This window comes from Enterococcus raffinosus, from assembly GCF_018917525.1.
Taxonomy (GTDB): Bacteria; Bacillota; Bacilli; order Lactobacillales; family Enterococcaceae; genus Enterococcus_A; species Enterococcus_A raffinosus_A.
This window is the reverse complement of sequence record NZ_JAHLOS010000057.1, coordinates 1-20874: the sequence shown is the minus strand read 5'-3', so window position 1 is coordinate 20874 and position 20874 is coordinate 1. Positions and strand designations below refer to the sequence as shown.

Genomic DNA, 20874 nt, shown 5'->3' with positions numbered 1-20874 from the left:
CGCCAGCGTTCGTCCTGAGCCAGGATCAAACTCTCATAAAAAGTGTTTGAAACAGTCTTGCGACTGTTAAGCTCAATTGTAATAATTGACTTGCTAGCATATTGCTTGCTATGTTGTTTACTTCTATATAGAATAGAAGCGCCCTACACATTTGGTTTGTTTTATTCGTTCAGTTTTCAAAGGTCTACATTGTTCGTCGCTTTGCTTCAGCAACTTTTAAATCATAACAGATTGCCGTTTTGATGTCAATAACTTTTTTGAAGTTTTTTTTCGAAGAAGTTGTTGCCATCGCTTTATGCGACTTTGATAGAATAACTGAAAGTCAGTCATCTGTCAATAACAATTTTCAAGTTTTTTTGAACGTTATACGCTCACTTTGGAACATAAAATAATATACCAACATAATCCTCTTCGGTCAATCAAAAATACTGATTTTTTTCAACTTTTTTCCATTCCTGACCATTGTTCCTCATTGCTAGTGTAAATGTTCGCAAATAACATGAAAGCCGATTGAAAATTCCCTTTTCACAAAAAGCTCGACCGTATTTTATAATTGAAGGATGACATCATTTTCTAATAATTCTTTTTTAGACAATAAAAGACGTTCAGCAATTACTGAACGTCTTCAAAAATTTATTTTTTTAACGCATAGTTGGGAACAATAAAACATCACGAATCGACTGAACATCTGTCAACAACATGACAAGTCGATCAATCCCGATTCCCAATCCACCAGTAGGCGGCATACCATATTCTAACGCTTCTAAGAAATCTTCATCCACACCGTGTGCTTCATCGTTTCCTTGCTCACGTTCTTTTTCTTGTGATTCAAAACGTTCCCGTTGATCAATAGGATCATTTAATTCAGTAAAGGCATTTGCAAATTCACGCCCAACTATAAATAATTCAAAACGATCGGTAAAGCGACCATCTTCAGCATTTTTCTTCGCAAGTGGTGAAACTTCCACTGGATGTCCGTAAACAAACGTTGGTTGTTCTAGCGTTTCTTCAACGAATGTTTCAAAGAATTCATTGATAATGTGTCCAATTTCCATATTATCATTAATTTCAACGTTGTGCTCTTTTGCTAATGTACGAGCTTCCTCAATTGTCATTTCAGGCCAAAAATCGACACCCGTTTGTTCTTTAATTGCGTCAACCATGTGGATACGTTTAAATTCAGAGCCCAAATCAATGGTTTGACCATCATAAGTAAGTGTAGTTTCACCTAGAACATTTTCAGCGACATCGCGAATAATTCCTTCAGTTAAGTTCATTACATCTAAATAATCGTGGTAAGCTGTATAAACTTCCATCATCGTAAATTCAGGGTTATGAGTCGTATCGATCCCTTCGTTACGGAAAACACGACCGATTTCATAGACTTTTTCCATTCCACCGACAATTAGACGTTTTAAATGTAATTCAAGTGCAATACGCAAGTAAAGATCCGTGTCTAATGCATTATGATGCGTGATAAATGGGCGCGCAGTTGCGCCACCAGCTTCATTATGCAAGACTGGGGTTTCTACTTCAATGTAGCCTAAGCCGTCTAAATAACGACGGATTTGACTAATAATTTGACTGCGTTTAGTGAAGCGCTCAAAGCTTTCACGATTACTGATTAAGTCTAAGTAACGTTGGCGATAGCGTTGTTCCACGTTCGTCAAACCATGATATTTTTCTGGTAATGGACGTAATGCTTTTGATAGTAAAGTAATTTCTTTCGCTTTGATTGATACTTCACCTGTATCAGTCTTCATGATTTCGCCAGTTACACCAAAGAAATCACCCAAATCACCCTTTTTGAAGATCGCATAAGGTTCTTCGCCAACTTCGTCTTTACGAACATAAATTTGAATTTGGCCTTCGCGGTCTTGCAAATGAGCAAATCCAACTTTACCTTTTCCCCGTTTGGTCATCATTCGACCAGCTACGCTTGCTGTTAATTGCTTTTCTAACAGCTCTTCTTTAGTATTTTCATCGTAAGTTTCATGCAATTCTTTTGAATTTGTCGTGCGTTCAAAACGTGCGCCAAATGGATCAATGCCTTCTTCACGAAGATTTTCCATTTTTTCACGGCGGACACGCATCTGATCGTTCATTTCTGTCAAATTTGTTTGTTCCTCAGTCACGAATGTTCCTCCTCAGTATGTAATTACTCTTACTTATAATGCCAATGAATAGACAAAAAATCAAGCCGAATTCCTCATTCGGCTTGAAGTTTAGCTAATTTTTGCTTTTGTTTCAGTCTTTTCGACAAGTCGATCAAGTAAATCGAAGATGACTTGTTTGTCTTCTGTTTGATTGATCGCTACTTTTGTTTTGGCAGATCGTGAAATCCCTTTTAGATAATAACTAGCATGTTGGCGAAATTCACGACAAGCGATTTTTTCACCTTTTAAATCTATCAATCGTTCTAAATGAAGCTTGGCTGTTTCAATTTTTTCTCGAGCACTTGGTTCGGGGATCAATTCTCCCGTTTCTAAATAATGTTGCGTTTGATGAATCATCCATGGATTTCCTAATGCAGCACGGCCAATCATCACTGCATCAACACCGACTTCTTCAATCATTCGTTTTGCATCCTCTGGGGTACGAACATCGCCATTTCCCATAAAGGGGATTGTTAATTGATCAGCAACTTGTTTTAACACATTCCAATCTGCTTGACCTTCGTACATTTGAACTCGTGTTCTGCCATGCATCGCAAGCGCTGATGCACCCGCACTTTGAGCAGCTAATGCATTTTCAACGGCAAAAACATGCTGCTCATCCCAACCAATTCGCATTTTTACCGTTACAGGAATATCCACAGCAGAGGAAACAGCCTCTACCATTTCATAAACCTTGTTCGGATCTAAAAGCCATTTAGCTCCTGCTTCTGCTTTAATAACTTTGTTCACCGGGCACCCCATGTTAATGTCAATGATATCAGCTTCTGTGTGCTCCTGAACAAACTGTGCGGCTTCAACTAACGAATCCTTACTACCACCGAAAATCTGTACACTCAGTGGATGCTCGCCTTCATCAACATAAAGCATCTCTAAAGTTTTCTTATTTCTAAAATGAATACCTTGATCACTGATCATTTCACAAACAACTAATCCGGCACCAAATTCCTTGACCGTTACCCGAAAAGCCGCATTCGTTATCCCAGCCATAGGGGCTACGACGACCCGATTTGGGATTTCCACATTGCCGATTTTCCATGTGCCATTCAATGGTTTCACTGTTATTCCCCCAAAATCTCCTGTTTTAACTCGTAAAGATCTGCCTCGCTGTATTCATATTTGTTATTACAGAAAGCACAGACCGCTTCTGCACCATGATCTTGATCAATCAATTCTTGAATTTGCTCAGCACCTAATGTAATAATCGCCGATGCAAACTTTTCTTTTGAACAATCACATTTAAATCGAACTGGTAGTGTTTCCAAAAATTCTACGTCATCCGTCGCTAACAATTTTTGCAGAATTTCTTCTGGTGTCTGCCCGTCATCTAACAAGGTCGAAATGCGAGCTGTTTCTTTTAGTCGTGCCTCAATTTGATCAATAATTTCATCACTAGCTCCCGGCATAATTTGAATCATGAAGCCCCCAGCCGTTTTGATAGAGTCATCCGTATCAACTAGAACAGAAACTCCTACCGCTGATGGAATCTGTTCTGAAACAGCTAAATAATAGGTAAAGTCTTCCCCAATCTCGCCTGAAACAATCGGTGTTTGACCAGAGAAAGGTTCCTTCAACCCCAAGTCTTTAATGACAGTAAACATACCTTCTGTTCCAACTGCTCCACGCACATCGATCTTACCGACTTCATTCAAAGGTAAACTGATATGCGGATTTTTGATATAGCCTTTTACCTCACCTTTTCCATTGCTATCTACAACAATAGCTCCTGCCGGTCCATTTCCTTCTATTTTTACAGTCATTTTGTCTTCGCCTTTTAAAGTAGCTCCTAACATTAAAGCTCCAATCATCGTACGACCTAGTGCTGCAGAAGACGTATTCCATGTGTCATGACGACGTTGCGCCTCAGCAATCGTTTCTGTCGCATTAACTGCGTATGCTCGAACAAAGCCTCCATAGGCTAATGCTTTAACTAAATAATCACTCATCTACTTACTCCTTATTGTTCTAATAGATTCTTCTATTTGTTTTCACTCGTGATTGCATCATACTAGGTGTTCCAACTTTTTTCAACTTCTCCGTACGACGTCATATGGAAAGTTTAACAATATTTCCTATTAAAACATCATTACCTAAACATAGCTTTAATCAACGTATTTTTTTCAGTAACTATTCGACAAGTCTGTAAATCGCCCTAACTTATGTAATATCGTGTTATATATCCAATCTTATTCGATACATATTACCCTTATATGCTCACATTATTCTTAACCGTTCTACCAAGTTCTTTCGCCATAATTAAGTCAGTTTGTTTATCCATTCCGACATAAAAATCATGTGTCCCGATTTGTCTAAAGCCAAACGTTTGATAAAAACGCAGCGCATTCTCATTTTCTTCCCATACCCCTAGCCAGATAAGTTTACGTCTCTCCTTATTAGCAAGATCAATAGCAAATTCTAATAATTGGCGCCCTAAACCATGACGCTTGTATTCTTTACGAATATAAATTCGTTCGACTTCTAGTCCGTTCTTATCAATTTTTTCAGTTTGCGCTGAATCGACATTCACTTTTAAATATCCAGCAATTTGATTATCTAAATAGATAAAAAAGAAACGTGAATTTGAGTTCATCATTTCCTTTTTTAATTTTTCTAAATGATATGCTTCAATCAAATACTCCTTAAGATTATTCGAATCATTTTGCTCAGCAAAAGTATCGTTGAAAGTTTCGATACTGATTTTTTGCAATTCGATCAAATCTTCAAATTTGCATAGGCTAATAGTACCCTTCATTCTTATCCTCCTATATAAAACTATTAATTTATTCTTTATTCTTTTTTAAACTTCCTTATCAATTATTGTCTCCTGCATCAAGATGAACGGATACTCTGTCGATCCCTTATTAAGCTTTTAATATAGTTGTCTCCGATCATTTGCGCGTAATGAGTTATGTGAAATTCACAAAAAAACAAACGGCATATCCTAAGGACATGCCGTTTCATTTTAATCTTGATTATCGTTTGTATCCTCTGGTTCGATCTTATCCTCTGAATCTTTGTGTTCAGTTGCTTTATCTTCAGCCTGTTTCTCAGCATCCTTTTCTTCCAAAGCACGTTTTGCTTCTTCAAATGTTTGAGCTTGAGTTTTTTCACTTGGATAAAGACTATCAGAACCTGCAGGCATTTCACCTGTTTCAAACAAAGATTTGATTGCTTTGGCATCCAACGTTTCGAATTCCAGTAATTTTTCAGCAATCAATTTATGTTGTTCACGATGAGTCTCAATGATTTCGCGAGCTTTATCGTGTGCTGCCATCAAGATGTTGCGAACTTCTTCATCAATCTCGAAAGCAACTTGTTCAGAATAAGCTTTTGTTTGACCATAGTCACGACCAACAAAGACTTGGTGATTTCCTTCGTATTGAACTGGGCCAAGCTTGTCACTCATTCCATATTCAGTAACCATGCTTCGAGCTAATCCAGTAGCTTGTTCAAAGTCATTTGAGGCTCCAGTTGTTTGAGCATTAAAGACGATTTCTTCTGCTGTACGTCCACCTAGTAAACCAACAATTTGTTCAAACATATCGTCTTTCGACATCAACATTTGATCTTCTTTTGGCAAGGCGATCATGTAACCACCAGCACGTCCACGAGGAATAATTGTAACCTTGTGAACCACACGAGCGCGGTTCAAGACCATACCAATGATCGTATGTCCCGCTTCATGGTAAGCCACCATTTCACGTTCACGTTTGCTGATGACACGGTCTTTCTTAGCAGGTCCCGCGATTACGCGATCTTCTGCTTCATCCACGTCAGAAGCATCAATTTTCTTCTTGTTACGACGCGCAGCAACTAAAGCTGCTTCATTCAAGACGTTTTCTAAATCAGCACCGGCAAAGCCTGGTGTTTGTTGAGCGACAACTTTCAAATCAACATCGTCTGCCAATGGTTTATTCCGAGAGTGTACTCTAAGAATTGCTTCACGCCCTTTAACATCAGGACGACCAACTAAGATTTGACGGTCAAAACGTCCTGGACGTAATAATGCTGGGTCTAACACGTCAGAACGGTTGGTTGCTGCAATGACGATTACTCCTTCATTACCATCAAATCCATCCATTTCAACAAGTAATTGGTTTAGGGTTTGTTCACGTTCATCGTGACCGCCGCCCATACCTGCACCACGTTGACGACCAACAGCATCAATTTCGTCAATAAAGATGATCGCTGGCGCATTTTTCTTGGCTGTTTCGAACAAGTCACGGACACGCGAAGCTCCGACCCCAACGAACATTTCCACGAAATCAGAACCTGAGATTGAGTAGAATGGTACGCCTGCTTCACCGGCTACGGCTTTTGCAAGCAACGTTTTACCAGTTCCGGGAGGTCCTTCGAGTAGCACACCAGCTGGAATACGGGCACCTAATTCTACGAATCGACGTGGGTCTTTTAAGAATTCAACAACTTCAACTAATTCTTGTTTTTCTTCTTCAGCACCGGCTACGTCAGAGAAACGTACACGGTTGGCTTTTTTGTCAGCTTCTTTGGCCTTTGATTTACCAAAATTCATGACACGGCCGTTGCCGCCGCCACCGCCGCCTTGTTGTCCTAACATCATGTAGAAGAAGAAAATCATAATCAAGATAGGCAAGAAGCTTACTAATAAAGTAACCCACATACCACTGCTTGATTCTTCTTCAATCGTCGTTTTAACTTTGTTTTCTTTCGCTAAGTCATTGACCTGACTCAAGGTTGAATCATTGGGCAATACAATTGTTGAGAAATGAGTCGTTTTTGACTCCGTTCCTCCCCCAATGATGCTCAAGCCACCAGAATTAGCAACTTCTTGTTTTGCCTTGTACTCACCAGTGATCTTGTAAACACCACCAGCAGGCTGGATCTTGAGATTTTTAATTTTGCCGTCTTGCATCTGTTCTGTAAAGGTTGAATACTCGATATCTGGCGAAGCTGACTGTTTATCTCCAAAAAGGAAATATACAACCATGACCATAGCCAAGATGACGAGAATATAATAGAGAGCATTTTTTACTCCCTTATTGTTTTTGTTCATCTGCGTCCTCCTCGCGCTTGTTAGCTTATTAGCTTGTTAAAAAAGTTTTATCAATTTTGACCTTTTAAGTATATCATACTGTGATTTTTTCGGTCACTAATTTGATTGATAAATTTCCGGCTTCAATACACCCACGTATGGCAGGTTGCGATATGCTTCAGCATAGTCCAAACCATACCCAACAACGAACTCATTTGGTACATCAAAACCAACATAATCAGCATGGATATCCACCACGCGTCCTTCTGGTTTATCCAACAATGTGACAATTTTCACTGATTTAGCCTTTCGATATTTGAATAAATCAACTAAATAGCCAAGTGTTCGACCGCTATCGATAATGTCTTCTACAATTAGTAAATCGCGACCTTCCACATTTGTATCTAAGTCCTTGATGATTTTTACTTCACCAGAAGAAACCGTTTGATTCCCATAACTTGAAACATCCATAAAATCCAACTCTAAATGAGTGTCGATTTCACGAACGATGTCAGCCATAAAAGGTACGGCCCCTTTTAAAATACCAACCACCAATGGATTTTTATCGGTATAATCTGCTGTTAATTGTACGCCTAATTCGACACAGCGTTTTTGAATGTCTTCTCTAGTAATCAATACTTTTTCAATATCTTTTGCTAGCATGTAGAAACTCCTTTCATTTCGCTACTTGAAGCGTATAGTCAAGTATGTAGTGTATTCTATCAGTTTCAGTTGTAATACTCAAATAGGAATTGACAAAAGGCAAAAGCGCTACGACTTCTCCCGCAGAATCTTCTACTACCCATGCTTGATCACGGTCATTCATTGGGGTTTTTTTATCAATAAAATAACGACTAATGCGTTTCGTTAACGTTTCAGTTAAATGGATTCGGTCACCGTTTTGACGGCGTCGAATTATTAGAGGAAGCTTGACTGTGAGTGGTAACGGAACTTGGTATACACCTTTTTCTGACACTGCGTTACTTCGCCTCAATGCAATCATTTCATCGTTTGGCAAGAGAAAGCGTTCATTTTCTCCCAGATAATATTTTTCTTGATGGACGGTTGTCTTCTTTTCCAAATAGAATTGTTGGTAACGTCGTGAAAATTGCCATCCCTCTCCTAAATCTACCACCCATTGACTGACAGGACGTTGAATTTGGTCTAGTAGTGAAAATAATTGGCGCTGCGAGACCGCTAATTTTGTCTGTGAAGCTTTCTGCTGAAAAAACATTGAAAGAAAATAATAACGAGCCCCTATATCTGCGGGTAGCGTTTCTGTCGAGAAAAACCATCTGTGTCCATCAAACTCGACATTTCTTAAATTTTCTTTTAGCGTCTGTTTAATCAACTGATTCGCCCAGAGCAGTTGCTGATGAAATTGCTGAGCATGCTCTAGTATCTGCGGATTTTCTTTTTTTAGCTCTGGTATGATATTCTGACGAATTCGATTACGAAAGTAGTCTTGAGAATTATTCGTAGCATCTTCAAAATAAGTCAATTTATTTTCTTCAGCATATTCGTAAAGCGACTCTTTCGAAAAAAGCAATAATGGGCGTAGTAACATTCCATTACCGAATGTTTGCTGGCGCGCAATGCCGCTATGGCCTGTAAACGAACCCCCGCGCGTCAAACGCATTAAGAGCGTCTCCAGTTGATCGTCCCCATGATGAGCAGTTAAAACTAGATCATAGTTTTCCTGCTCCATAATTTCCTCAAAAAAAGCATAACGAAAACTCCGGGCAGCGGCCTCGATATTTTTCTTGGCAGGGTGTTGCCAAACTTTTAAATAAAAAGGTATTCCCTGCTTTTTGCAGTAGTTACGTAAAAAATCCGCTTCGGCTCTTGATTCAGCGCGCAATTGATGATCCACATGAGCTACGCCGATGCTTAATCCTTGCTGCTCCAACAGATGCAAAAGAACCATCGAATCAACACCTGTGGAGACTGCTAGTAGTATCCTTCTATCATCAATTAGTTCAGGATTTTCACGAAAAAATTCTTGTCTCATCTCAAACTCCTTGGTCTATAAGAGAACTCAATTTCTATCATATATCCTCTAATTATACTTTCCAATTATTAATTCAGTATGAACTCAGTATGTATTGATTTTACTGCCAGATAATTCAATATAAGAGCTTTTCCTATAAAAAAAGCTGAAATCCTAAAAGAATTTCAGCTCCTTTATTTTAACTACGGCGACCTCCGCGGCCTCCGCGTTTTCCTTCAGTGTTACGCTTGATCGATGACAAGCGATCATCGCTATCCTTTAAAAAGGAACTCATCAATGAATCGAAGTCTTGTTTGCCGCTATTTTGTGGTTTGCCTTTAGGCGCGGGTTTTGAACGATTATTATCACGAAACTCACGTTTGAAAGGTTTCTTTTCTGGCTGTGGCTGATCTTGGGCCTTACGAATTGAAAGACCAACTTTACCGTCGTCTCCGACTGAAGTCACTTTCACTGTTACTTCATCGCCGACAGTTAATACATCATGGATGTCTTTTACGAAACCATTAGATATTTCACTGATATGGACTAAGCCCGTTTTACCCTCTCCCAAGTCAATAAAGGCACCAAAATTGGTAATCCCTGATACTTTTCCTTGCAGCTTAGCTCCTACTTCGATTGACATAAAAAAATTGTTCCTCCTAATTTTTTTCCAATTTATTTAAAACTGCAACGGAATTTATTTAGCAGTTTCGGATTTAATAACTTCATCAGCAGCCTGTTTATCTTTATTAGATGTGTTTGCTGAATCTGGTAAAACAAAAATCAATTCACCATCTTTTGAATAATAGAAACGACTACGGGCTAGCTTCGCCACATAGTTATCATCTTTCAAGAGCTTTACGTCTTGTTGCAAGTCAGCTACCCGATCGTCCACTTTGGCTGACTCTGCGACTGTTTTGACTTTAATCTCGTTTAGTTCACTTAAATGACGTTGCTCATTGAAGATTTGAACCCCCATGACAATAGCGGCAAAGGCGGCAACAGCTATTAGCGCTGCTAAACGACGACGTTTAAAAATCAATTGACGATGTTGCTTTTGAAATTTAAGATATTGCTCTTTTGCATATGGCGTATCTAACGAAGCAATTTTTTGCGTCTCGTTCTCGTTCATTCCTGCTCGCTCCTTACATGAAATTCTTTACTATTATATCAATTCAAGATATAATTGTCTATTTGAATTACCCCTAATTCCCGTTATTTTCCACACGTGTCTCACTAATAATACGATACATTTTAGCTGCGTCATCTTTTTTGGTTGATTCATGCAGCTCTTCTACCGCGACTTCTAGGACTTTATTCCCAAATTGAATACGCAGTTCATCACCAACTTTTACATCTGTTGAAGATTTTGCTAATTTTCCATTTACTTGGATCCGGCCTTTATCGGCAACTTCTTTTGCCACTGTACGGCGTTTAATGATCCTTGAAATTTTTAAAAATTTATCTAATCGCATAAATTATCTCCTTTTCCAATTTATTCTCAGTAATTTACTACCAAATGGCAACATCAGCCATTCTCTAATCGTTAATAAACGTACTTGGATAGCAAGAATTAGAAAAGCACTTCCTCCTATCAGTACACCAAAAGCAGCAGCCAATAATGCTAAACTCCTTTTATAGACTGTACCAAAAACAATATTGATACCGCCATAATAACATAAGAGCACTATTACCATGCCAGTTAAACAAATAAAAAGTTTTCGCATAAAATGACGCTGGGTACCATAATTTCGTATGTCACGATCACAGGCTAAATGCAAGATGAATAAAGCTACCACTAATCCTAGCAAAGTCGATAGACTGGCACCAACTGTACCAAATTGTTTTGTCAGCCCTCCTGTAATCACTATTTTTATTAATAGACCAGCTCCTGCTGCTTGCAATGAACTACGATATTCATTTTGACTTTGTGCAATACTTTGATAAGCCTGTACCATCGCCATCAGAAAAATCGCAAAAACAAACAGTACTAGTGGACCATTCCCTTGATAGTCTTTGAATAGGGCATAATTAACATAAGGAAGCAACATGGCTAAACCAATCGAAGCTGCTGCACCAATCGCACAAGTCAAACGCAAAAAAATCTGACTCGTTTTCACAAACATTCCCCGATCCCGACTTATCAAATACCGTGTAAGTAATGGTAAAAAACTAGAACTCAATGCTAAGGCTATGACCAAACCCAACTGAACCAACGGCTGACCCCGATCATAGATTCCTTTTGCTAACTTTGCTCCATGTTCGCTTAACCCAAAATCAACTAAGGCCTTTTTAACGGTAAAAGAGTCGATCAATTGAAATAGAATCAACAGACCGCTGTAGACCGTCATTAAGCCTCCCTCAAGTACTAACCGTCTTCCCAACGCTATCATTTTTTTGCCAAGAACCGGTACTCTTTTTAAAAGACTCGTTCCTAAAACCTTTCGTCGGTAATACCACAGAACCAGAACTGCCGCAATTCCGCCAACCAAAGCGCCAGACATTGCTACTTTTCCTGTATAATAAACATCCCAACCAAATTGCTTAAATGACCAAGCGGCAACTACGATCACACAGACACGGATCAATTGCTCCACCACTTGTGAGACAGCGGTCGGCACCATCAACAACTTTCCCTGAAATTCTCCTCGAGTGATCGAGAGAAAAGGCATGATAACAAAAGTAAAGGAAACCACCTGAATTAAAGGGGCTAAATTTCTATCTCCCATCCAATTCGCTAATGGTTGAGCCGAGAAAAAACACAACGCCCATAAGATCAAACCAAAAGCACTGATCAATGGAAAAAGCTCTTCCAGTGCTTGACGCTGATCTCTAGGTTCCTTTTGTTCTGCTACGTATTTTGAAATGAACTGCGGCAAACCTGACAATGCCAAAGTCATAGCGATACCATAAATTGGATAAACCTGCTGATATACATAAAAGCCTTCATCACCCGCGAAGTTTTGGTAGGGTACACGATAAACGGCGCTTAGTAATTTTGCTATAAAGGATGCGGCAGTCAAGACAAAAGCCCCTTGCATCATTACTCGCATTTCTTTATTCGCCAGTGTCTCCACCACCTATACTTTGTATTTTTGTTCTCGTAACGCACGAACAAATTTACTGATCTCTCGTAGCCAAATCGCTTCATCCATCGTTTTTGCAACAACTAGTTTGATGACCATTTGATCCTTTTCAACACCTAAAGTTGCTTTCATCTTTGTAGCACTCAATGCTTCGAATAGCTGTTCAACTTTATACGCTTTTGTTCCAACTTTACTTAAAGTAAAGATAATCTGCTGTTGACGTTTTTGAATGCTTTCAACCAGCGCACGATCGCCATCCATCTTGATTTGTCCGACATTCAACAAGTTCGCCACCTCGTCTGGGTAATCCCCGAAACGATCTATCAGATCAGCTTCAACTTCATCTAACATCTCGGTGCTTTCTAACTCACGAATCCGTTTATAGATTTCAATTTTTTGTCGTTCATCTTCGATATAGGTGCCTGGAATATACGCATCAATACCTAAGTTAATCTCAACTGAAGTACGCTCAACCTGAGTATTTTTCCCTTGCTTGCGGTCGACTGCTTCAGACAACATTTGTGAATACATATCAAATCCGACCGCATCAATGAAGCCATGCTGCTGGGCTCCTAAAAGATTCCCAGCGCCGCGAATTGATAAATCTCGCATCGCGATTTTAAAACCTGAACCCAATTCAGTAAAGTCTTTGATCGCCTGGAGCCGTTTTTCACTGACCTCATTCAAGATTTTTTGTGGTTCATACATGAAGTAGGCGTAAGCGATACGGTTACTTCGACCGACCCTTCCACGTAATTGATACAGTGTCGATAGCCCCATATAATCGGCGTTTTCAACAAATAGTGTGTTCACATTAGGTATGTCAACACCTGTTTCGATAATCGTCGTAGTAACTAATATATCGTATTGCCCATCAATGAAATCCATCAATGTGTTTTCCAATTGAACTTCCGTCATTTGTCCATGTGCAAAGCCGATTTTGGCATCAGGAACTAGCATTTGCAGCTCTTCCACTTTTCGTTCGATTGTTTCTACTCGATTATACAGGTAGAACGCTTGCCCACCTCGCGCCATTTCGCGTTCGATTGCTTCGCGAATTGCACCTGGATTCGTCTCCATTACGTATGTTTGGATCGGATAACGATTTTCTGGCGGCGTTTCAATTACGGATAGATCGCGCACACCTAACATCGACATATGCAATGTTCGAGGGATTGGCGTTGCTGTCAATGTTAACACATCAACTTGTGATCGTAACTGTTTCAATCGTTCTTTGTGTTTTACCCCAAAACGCTGCTCCTCGTCAATAATTAACAAGCCTAAATCAGCAAATTGAAGGTCCTGTGACAAAAGCCGATGGGTACCCACTACGATATCGACTTGTCCCGTACGAATTTGTTCGATTGTTTCATTTTGCTGTTTTTTTGTACGGAAGCGACTCAACATCGCCACATTGACTGGGAAATTTTCGAAACGTTCCGTCATTGTATCAAAATGCTGTTGGGCCAGAATCGTCGTTGGTACAAGAAACGCGACTTGCTTATTTTCCTTAATCGCTTTAAAAGCCGCGCGTAAGGCTACTTCGGTCTTGCCGAAACCGACATCCCCAACTAATAAACGATCCATCGGACGAGTTTTTTCCATATCATGTTTAATCTCAGCAGTGCTGCGCAGCTGGTCATCTGTTTCACTGTAAGGAAAGGCGTCTTCAAATTCTTTTTGGTATTCATCATCAGGACCAAAGGCATAACCGCGCTCAGCTTCACGTTTAGCATAAAGCTCAATCAAATCATCCGCGATATCTTCGATTTTTTTCGATACTTTACTCTTTGTTTTCGTCCATTCACTGCCACCTAATTTATTGATCTTCGGCGGTTTTGCTTCAGAAGAAACATATTTTTGGATCAAATTTAATTGAGTCACCGGAATGAACAGCTTATCGTCTTTTTGATATAAGATTGACATGTAGTCTTGATGGACACCATCAATCTCGATTGTTTCCATCCCCATATATTTCCCGATACCGTGATTAGCATGAACAACGTAGTCTCCGGTTTTTAATTCATTATAACTCTTTAAGCGCTCAGCATTTGAGATTGTCTGACGTCGAGCACGTTTTTTCGTAACTTTTTGGAAGATTTCTCGTTCTGTTACGACAACTAATTTATCTTGAGGCAATTCAAATCCATTTGTTAAACTGCCTGTAACAATCTGGGTCTGGCCAATCAATAATTGATCAGGAGTCGTTTGAACTGCTTTAATCTCCACATCATGAAATTCCTGAGTAAGCTTTTCTTGTCTTTCTTGGTCAGATACAAGAAATAAGACCGTCTGATCTTGCTTCTGCCAACGATCAACTTCTGTTTTTAATAAAGGCATCTGTCCAAAAAATTGCTGCATTGATCGGTATTGGAAATTATGAATTGCTTCAAAGCGTAAATTTCCCATGCCTTTTTGAAATAGTGAAAAGAAGCTAGTCACTAACTTACTTTTTTTGATTAAATCATGAGCATTCATACCAAAAGTTTGATCAGAAAAAACACGCAATTCTTCAATTTTTTGCGTATGCCATTCGGCCTCTTCCCGCTCCATTTCACGCTGTGCTTCCATCATACGTGGATAATCATCGACAAACAACTGTGCATCTTTAGCAAAGTGATCCAGTAGTGAAACTTTTTCTTCATATAACAAGTCAGTATAGTATTTGGCTTGTTCTGTTGGAATGCCGTCTTCCCAAGAAGCAATTAATTGTCCGAAATAGTCATTTAAGAAATTATAATCTTCTTTTTCTTTCGTGACTGCTAGGCGGTTTTGCAAGAGCTGATTTACTTTTAAAGCCCCTTGTGCCAAATCGTGTGCAGAAAAAACTAGGTCAGTCGTCGGTGTAATCCATATTTCATTTAGGTTTTCTACCGAACGTTGAGTCTCTGGTTCAAAATAACGTAAAGAATCAACTTCAACATCGAACAGCTCTACCCGAACAGGATATTCTGTCGTTAAGGGATAAATATCAATAATACTGCCTCGCATGCTGAATTCACCGGGTTTACCGACCATTGTTTGTCGTTCATATCCCATCAATACTAAGCGCTGTGCCAAGTTTTCTAAATCAATTTCACTGCCAATGTTCCAATGTAATTGGTTTTCCCTCCATGTCTCGATCGTGGGTAGGTATTTCCGCAGAGCCGCAGCAGGCACGACATAGATTCCTTTTTCTCCTTGTGATAAAGCCTGTAGAGTAGAAACACGTTCAGCACGCGCTTCAGGTGAAGCAAAGGCCATTTCAGCTGAAAGCACCTCGTCCACAGGAAACAAGTGAACATCCTCAATAATCTGCCGTAGTTCGTCAGCAAGCTGATTACTATAGTAGAGATTCGGAACAACAACTACTGTTTGTTTTTCTTCCGACTGATGTGTAGCCGCCATTACCAAAGCCTTGGCCGAACCTGAAAGTCCAATCAACAGTTGCCGTTTTGCTTTTTTCTCTAAATTTGACTGCCATTCTTTTACTAACGGCAGTTGATTTATAAACTCAATCAAATTCATTTTTCTTACTCCTTATATACTTCTAATCTTAAAAATCATGACTAATTCTAAAAAGAATCAGCCTTAGTTAAACCGATTCATCGTTTTCAAAAAATCATTGCCTATAACAAAATCATCCGCCGCATCCGCCGCACGAGCAACACTGTCCGCGATTGTCACTTCATCCTCTTTACTAAATGTGCTCAATACATGATTCACTACTGTTTTTCCATTTGGACGTCCGATACCAATTTTGATCCGATTGAACTCTTGCGTCCCGATATGTGAAATGATACTTTTTAATCCGTTATGGCCACCCGCACTGCCTTTTTGTCTCAAGCGCAGTTTGCCAAGATCCATATCCAAGTCATCTGCTATGACAACTAACTCCTCTAGATAGACGCCGAAATAGGTCATTAACGGACCGACTGCTCGACCGGATTCATTCATAAAGGTCATTGGCTTCACCAACAATACTTTCTCCCCATCTACGAAATAATCTGCCACTTCAGCTTCAAAAGTATTCTTTTTGAAGACTGCACCATGCTCCGTCGCCAATCGATCCACAACCATAAAACCAACGTTGTGTTTTGTATTTTCATATTTTTTTCCTGGATTTCCCAAACCTACGATCATTTTCATATTGTTTCGCCTCGTTCTTTTAGATATATAATTCCTTCTTGCAGCAAAGGAATATCACTTTTCATCTGCATGACAAAATGCTGGATAGTCAAATGACTACCCAGTCCAAATTTTTCTTTATACAGTATAACACAAACTAACCTGTAGTGACCGTTTTCAGTGCTTTAAGTCTCTTATAAGTTTCTGTTATTTTTGAAAAAAGTTAATAGTATCAGCTTCTTGAGCTACTAACACATGAAGCGTTTTCTTCTGAAACAGCTAAAATAACTGTATTATTAATGAGTAAAATACGTGACAAGTTTCATTAATTAGTGTTATCATTCCTCTGGAAAAACAAATATTAGAAGGGATTGGTACACATGACTGCAACAGCAGCTAGTAAAACCCATCAAAAAGTAATGTTAATCGGAGACGGCGCAGTAGGTTCAAGTTATGCCTTCGCTCTTGTCAATCAAAATATCGCTCAAGAAATCGGTATTATCGATATCGATACCAACCGTACACAAGGAGACGCTATCGACTTATCACATGCATTAGCCTTTACGTCACCTAAGAAAATTTATTCTGCCTCTTATGAAGATTGCCACGATGCTGACCTAGTTGTCATCACAGCTGGTGCACCACAAAAACCAGGCGAAACTCGTTTGGATTTAGTTGGTAAAAACCTACGCATCAACAAAAGCATTGTAGAACAAGTTGTTGCTTCTGGTTTCGACGGAATTTTCTTAGTAGCAGCAAACCCTGTAGATATCCTAACTTATTCTACTTGGAAATTCTCAGGTTTCCCTAAAGAACGTGTTATCGGGTCTGGTACATCTTTAGATACTGCTCGCTTCCGTCAAGCAATTGCTGAATTAGTTGACGTTGATGCTCGTAACGTACATGCGTATATCTTAGGAGAACACGGCGATTCAGAATTCCCAGTTTGGTCACACGCGAACGTTGCTGGCTTGCAAATTTACGAATGGGTCAAAGACAACCCAGAAGTTGATGAAGAAGAATTAGTTAACCTGTTCTTCGGAGTACGTGACGCTGCTTATGAAATCATTGAGAAAAAAGGCGCAACATTCTACGGAATCGCTGTCGCTTTAGCTCGTATCACTCGTGCAATCTTAAATGACGAAAGTGCTGTATTCCCACTATCTGTTTATTTAGAAGGTCAATACGGACAAAATGATATTTATATCGGTGCTCCGGCAGTTATCAATGCGAAAGGAATCCAAAACATTATCGAGATTCCATTAAGTGATGCTGAAAAAGATCGTATGGATGCTTCTGCTTCACAACTTAAAGAAGTTATGGACAAAGCTTTCGCTGATCTTGAAGCTGAAGGAAAATAGATTTTTTACTACCGCAAAGAATTTTTGAATTCTTTGCGGCTTTTTTAATATTTGCTAACGTTTCAAGACAAATCACTCGTATTTCGGCTATTCTGTGGTATATTTATACTCGGTATATCATTTAAAATTACTAGCTATTATATAGATAAAATTGCTTTGATGATTAATGAAGACCAAATACAAAAAAGCCATGAGGAGTTATTTCGATGACAAGAAATGAAAAAAGAAATTCTCGTAGCCGAACACGGATCGGTGTAATTGTTGTTTTAGGTTTATTGGTAGTTTTGGTTGGCGGATACACTATTCGCAGTACATATTACGCTCAAAGGTTCCTCCCCAACACAGTAGTTAATGGAGTAAAAATCAATAATCTGACGGTAAGTGAAGCAAACCGAAAGATTACCCGCGAGCTATCAGACTCACCTTTCCTAATTAAGATCGACAACCAAAATTGGAAAGAAATCAATCGCAAAGATTTAGGCTGGCAAAATGATTATCTACCAGGTTTAAAAGCGATGCAGAAAAAACAAAATCCTTTTAGCTGGGGAATGCAATTAGTCTCCGCAGCTGAGAAAAAGGATGTTGACGGCAATACCTTAGACGAAACAAAATTGAATGCCGTCGGTGAAGCGGTCCGAGCAGAGTTAACCCAAACAAACACAACTCGAACAGCTACAGAAAATGCAAAAGTTACTCGGACAAACGAAGGTTTTGAGATCACTCCTGAGAAACAAGGAAATACGATCGATATTGATGCTGCCGTTGACGCTTTCAAAGAGGCAGCAAAAAACGGGAAACATGATATTGATTTCGATAATTATCTAACTAAACCTACTATCACTAAAGATGATCCTGAGTTGAAAAAGACGATGGACAAAATGAATGCTGTAGCGAAAATCAAAGCGAACTACAACATCAATGGAGAAAATTTCCAAATCCCTACAGCAGATATCAACAGTTGGTTGATTGATGACAACGGCACAATGTCACTAGATCAAGAAAAAGTTACTGCTTATGTAACTGGTTTAGGCGAAAAATACAACACCAGTTCAAAACCAACCGAATTTAACAGTACTCGTCGCGGAAAAGTTTCTGTTCCAGCCGGCACCTACAGCTGGACCATCAATACTTCAGCAGAAGTCGAAGCTTTAACAAAACAGATTTTAGAAGGTAAAGATTTTACTCGCTCACCAATCGTTACTGGTGCAACAACAGCTGACAAGCCTTTGATAGATAAAACGTATATTGAAGTAGATTTACAAAATCAACATATGTGGTATTACAAAGATGGTAAAGTAGCTTTAGAGACAGATATTGTTAGTGGAAAACCAAGTTCTCCAACGCCTCCGGGTGTCAATTATGTCTGGTCAAAAGAGACCAACAAAACCCTAAAGGGAAAAAATGATGACGGAACAGATTACGCAAGTCCAGTTAAATACTGGATGCCGATTGATTGGACTGGGGTCGGCCTTCACGATTCAGATTGGCAGCCTGAATACGGCGGCGAACTTTGGAAAACTCGTGGATCTCATGGCTGTGTGAACACACCGCCTGATGTAATGACCAGACTCTTCGACATGGTCGAAGTTGGTACACCAGTATTAGTATTTTAGAAACGAAAAACCAGCGAAAATTTCGCTGGTTTTTTATTCTGCTTAATCGTAACAATAGCTATGATAATCATGTCTAGAATGCGAGCTGAATTTGTAAACTATTCTGCTGAAGTGAATACTTCTGAAACATCGTCATCATCTTCCAACTTCTCAACTAAACGATCTAACTTTTCTTGTTGCTCTTCATTTAATGCAACTGTGGTTTGAGGGATCATCGTCAATTCTGCCTGTGCCAGAGTAAAACCATCCTCTTCTAATTGGTCTCGCACACTGGCAAAGTCTTCCGCCGTAGCATATATCTCAAAGACTTCTGGCGAAACCTCTAGATCTTCTGCTCCAGCCTCTAGCACATCTTCAAGCATTGTATCCTCATCCACAGATAAGCCCTCACGTTCAATCGCAATATATCCCTTTCGATCAAACATATAGTTCACTGACCCAGTTTCTCCCAAATTTCCACCATTTCGAGTAAATGCAACACGTACATTCGTTGCTGTTCGATTACGGTTATCCGTTAACGCATGAACTAAGATTGCGACACCACCGGGCCCATAGCCTTCATAAGTTATCTCATCATAATGTTCACCTTCGCCTGCTGATGTCGCTTTTTTGATCGCACGATCAACATTGTCATTAGGCATGTTAGCAGATTTCGCTTTATCGATCACCAAACGAAGTGCGGGATTTGTACTTGGATCAGGTCCTCCTGCTTTAGCAGCCATATAAATTTCCCGTGACATTTTTTGAAAGATTTTTCCTCTTTTCGCGTCTTGAGCATTTTTACGTCCCTGAATATTGTGCCATTTACTATGTCCTGACATGGTATATTCCTCCCATTATTTTAATCTCTATTATTGTCTACCTGAAACTATTTCCCGTCAAGAATAAGCCCTATTAACGTTTTTTACGAAGCATCTGATAAACAATAATGATTAGACAAGCAGTCAATGCCCCAAAAGAATCTAACATGACATCTTGAAATAACGGGGTACGTCCACCAGTCAGCATTTGATGGAATTCATCTGTTGCAGCATATCCAGTTGCAGCCATCCAAGCGAAATACAGACCTAAGACTGATGTTTTTTGCTTCAGTTTAGGTGATAATCCTAAATATAAGCTGCCACCTAAAATAAAATAAGTCATAAAATGTGCACCTTTGCGAATAAAAAATTCAACAAACTTAACATAACCCTTTGCTGAAATACTGACCTCGCTACCTGCATAGTCAAAAGAAACCTTACCAAAAAAGGCTTTTAGCGGTTCATTTGCTAATATTCTTTGAATCAGCCCAACTTGGCTTTGTTGCTGATAGGTCATTGATGAACTAATAAATAGAATCACCATCATTAAAATAGCAATACCTAAATAGAAATTTCCATTTTTTAAATGTTTCTGCATTGAATTTCCTCCATTAAATCATAACCACCCGTGAAACGGGTGGTTTGCTCTTCGGCTAGAAGCCTCTCTTACCGGCCTCGGCCTAAAAGGCCCTCTGAAAGCTTCCCCCCGCACCACTTCTACTCGCTGATTCT

The 20874-nt window shown here is 39.4% G+C and carries 17 protein-coding genes; 2 read left to right on the top strand and 15 right to left on the bottom strand.

Annotated features, from left to right (window positions below):
* Positions 1 to 641: 641 nt before the first annotated feature.
* The 13 genes from lysS to pth all read right to left on the bottom strand — a co-directional run bounded on the left by lysS (position 642) and on the right by pth (position 16389).
* On the bottom strand, positions 642 to 2105 hold the full coding sequence (gene lysS, locus KQI58_RS21115; protein WP_216410919.1) for a lysine--tRNA ligase: 1464 nt from the start codon (positions 2103 to 2105) through the stop codon (positions 642 to 644).
* 120 nt (positions 2106 to 2225) lie between these two features.
* Entirely contained in the window at positions 2226 to 3224 is a 999-nt protein-coding gene (gene dusB, locus KQI58_RS21110; RefSeq protein WP_216410918.1) for a tRNA dihydrouridine synthase DusB, read from the bottom strand.
* A gap of 11 nt (positions 3225 to 3235) precedes the next feature.
* A complete protein-coding gene (gene hslO, locus KQI58_RS21105) occupies positions 3236 to 4120 on the bottom strand; it encodes an Hsp33 family molecular chaperone HslO (protein WP_216410916.1) in 885 nt (294 codons plus the stop codon).
* Positions 4121 to 4380: 260 nt separating this feature from the next.
* Positions 4381 to 4926, bottom strand: coding sequence for a GNAT family N-acetyltransferase (locus tag KQI58_RS21100; protein ID WP_216410915.1), 546 nt, complete (start codon positions 4924 to 4926; stop codon positions 4381 to 4383).
* Between the two features lie 210 nt (positions 4927 to 5136).
* On the bottom strand, positions 5137 to 7206 hold the full coding sequence (ftsH, locus tag KQI58_RS21095; RefSeq protein WP_216410914.1) for an ATP-dependent zinc metalloprotease FtsH: 2070 nt from the start codon (positions 7204 to 7206) through the stop codon (positions 5137 to 5139).
* A 96-nt stretch (positions 7207 to 7302) separates the two neighbouring features.
* On the bottom strand, positions 7303 to 7848 hold the full coding sequence (gene hpt, locus KQI58_RS21090; RefSeq protein ID WP_216410913.1) for a hypoxanthine phosphoribosyltransferase: 546 nt from the start codon (positions 7846 to 7848) through the stop codon (positions 7303 to 7305).
* A 13-nt stretch (positions 7849 to 7861) separates the two neighbouring features.
* Positions 7862 to 9196 carry a tRNA lysidine(34) synthetase TilS gene (tilS, locus tag KQI58_RS21085; protein WP_216410912.1) on the bottom strand — a complete coding sequence of 445 codons (1335 nt, stop codon included), beginning with the start codon at positions 9194 to 9196 and terminating at the stop codon, positions 7862 to 7864.
* A gap of 178 nt (positions 9197 to 9374) precedes the next feature.
* A complete protein-coding gene (locus KQI58_RS21080; protein ID WP_016181559.1) occupies positions 9375 to 9818 on the bottom strand; it encodes a S1 domain-containing RNA-binding protein in 444 nt (147 codons plus the stop codon).
* Between the two features lie 54 nt (positions 9819 to 9872).
* On the bottom strand, positions 9873 to 10307 hold the full coding sequence (locus KQI58_RS21075; RefSeq protein WP_216410911.1) for an FtsB family cell division protein: 435 nt from the start codon (positions 10305 to 10307) through the stop codon (positions 9873 to 9875).
* A gap of 73 nt (positions 10308 to 10380) precedes the next feature.
* Complete coding sequence (locus tag KQI58_RS21070) at positions 10381 to 10650, bottom strand: RNA-binding S4 domain-containing protein (protein WP_216410910.1); 270 nt, start codon at positions 10648 to 10650, stop codon at positions 10381 to 10383.
* A gap of 3 nt (positions 10651 to 10653) precedes the next feature.
* Complete coding sequence (locus KQI58_RS21065; RefSeq protein ID WP_216410917.1) at positions 10654 to 12216, bottom strand: putative polysaccharide biosynthesis protein; 1563 nt, start codon at positions 12214 to 12216, stop codon at positions 10654 to 10656.
* A 39-nt stretch (positions 12217 to 12255) separates the two neighbouring features.
* Positions 12256 to 15768 carry a transcription-repair coupling factor gene (mfd, locus tag KQI58_RS21060; RefSeq protein WP_216410909.1) on the bottom strand — a complete coding sequence of 1171 codons (3513 nt, stop codon included), beginning with the start codon at positions 15766 to 15768 and terminating at the stop codon, positions 12256 to 12258.
* 63 nt (positions 15769 to 15831) lie between these two features.
* Positions 15832 to 16389 (bottom strand): aminoacyl-tRNA hydrolase, encoded by a 558-nt coding sequence (gene pth / locus KQI58_RS21055; RefSeq protein WP_216410908.1) that lies wholly within the window; start codon positions 16387 to 16389, stop codon positions 15832 to 15834.
* 359 nt (positions 16390 to 16748) lie between these two features.
* Here pth and KQI58_RS21050 point away from each other — a divergent pair, with 359 nt between their 5' ends.
* Positions 16749 to 17729 (top strand): L-lactate dehydrogenase, encoded by a 981-nt coding sequence (locus tag KQI58_RS21050; protein ID WP_016181565.1) that lies wholly within the window; start codon positions 16749 to 16751, stop codon positions 17727 to 17729.
* A gap of 206 nt (positions 17730 to 17935) precedes the next feature.
* Positions 17936 to 19342 (top strand): L,D-transpeptidase family protein, encoded by a 1407-nt coding sequence (locus tag KQI58_RS21045; RefSeq protein ID WP_216410907.1) that lies wholly within the window; start codon positions 17936 to 17938, stop codon positions 19340 to 19342.
* A gap of 98 nt (positions 19343 to 19440) precedes the next feature.
* Here the strand turns inward: KQI58_RS21045 and KQI58_RS21040 are convergent, their stop codons facing one another.
* Together KQI58_RS21040 and KQI58_RS21035 are read right to left on the bottom strand one after the other, a co-directional pair.
* The gene (locus KQI58_RS21040; protein ID WP_216410906.1) at positions 19441 to 20163 is read right to left on the bottom strand and encodes a YebC/PmpR family DNA-binding transcriptional regulator; all 723 of its coding nucleotides are present in this window, start codon (positions 20161 to 20163) and stop codon (positions 19441 to 19443) included.
* Between the two features lie 73 nt (positions 20164 to 20236).
* A complete protein-coding gene (locus KQI58_RS21035) occupies positions 20237 to 20740 on the bottom strand; it encodes a VanZ family protein (protein ID WP_216410905.1) in 504 nt (167 codons plus the stop codon).
* Between the last annotated feature and the right edge of the window lie 134 nt (positions 20741 to 20874).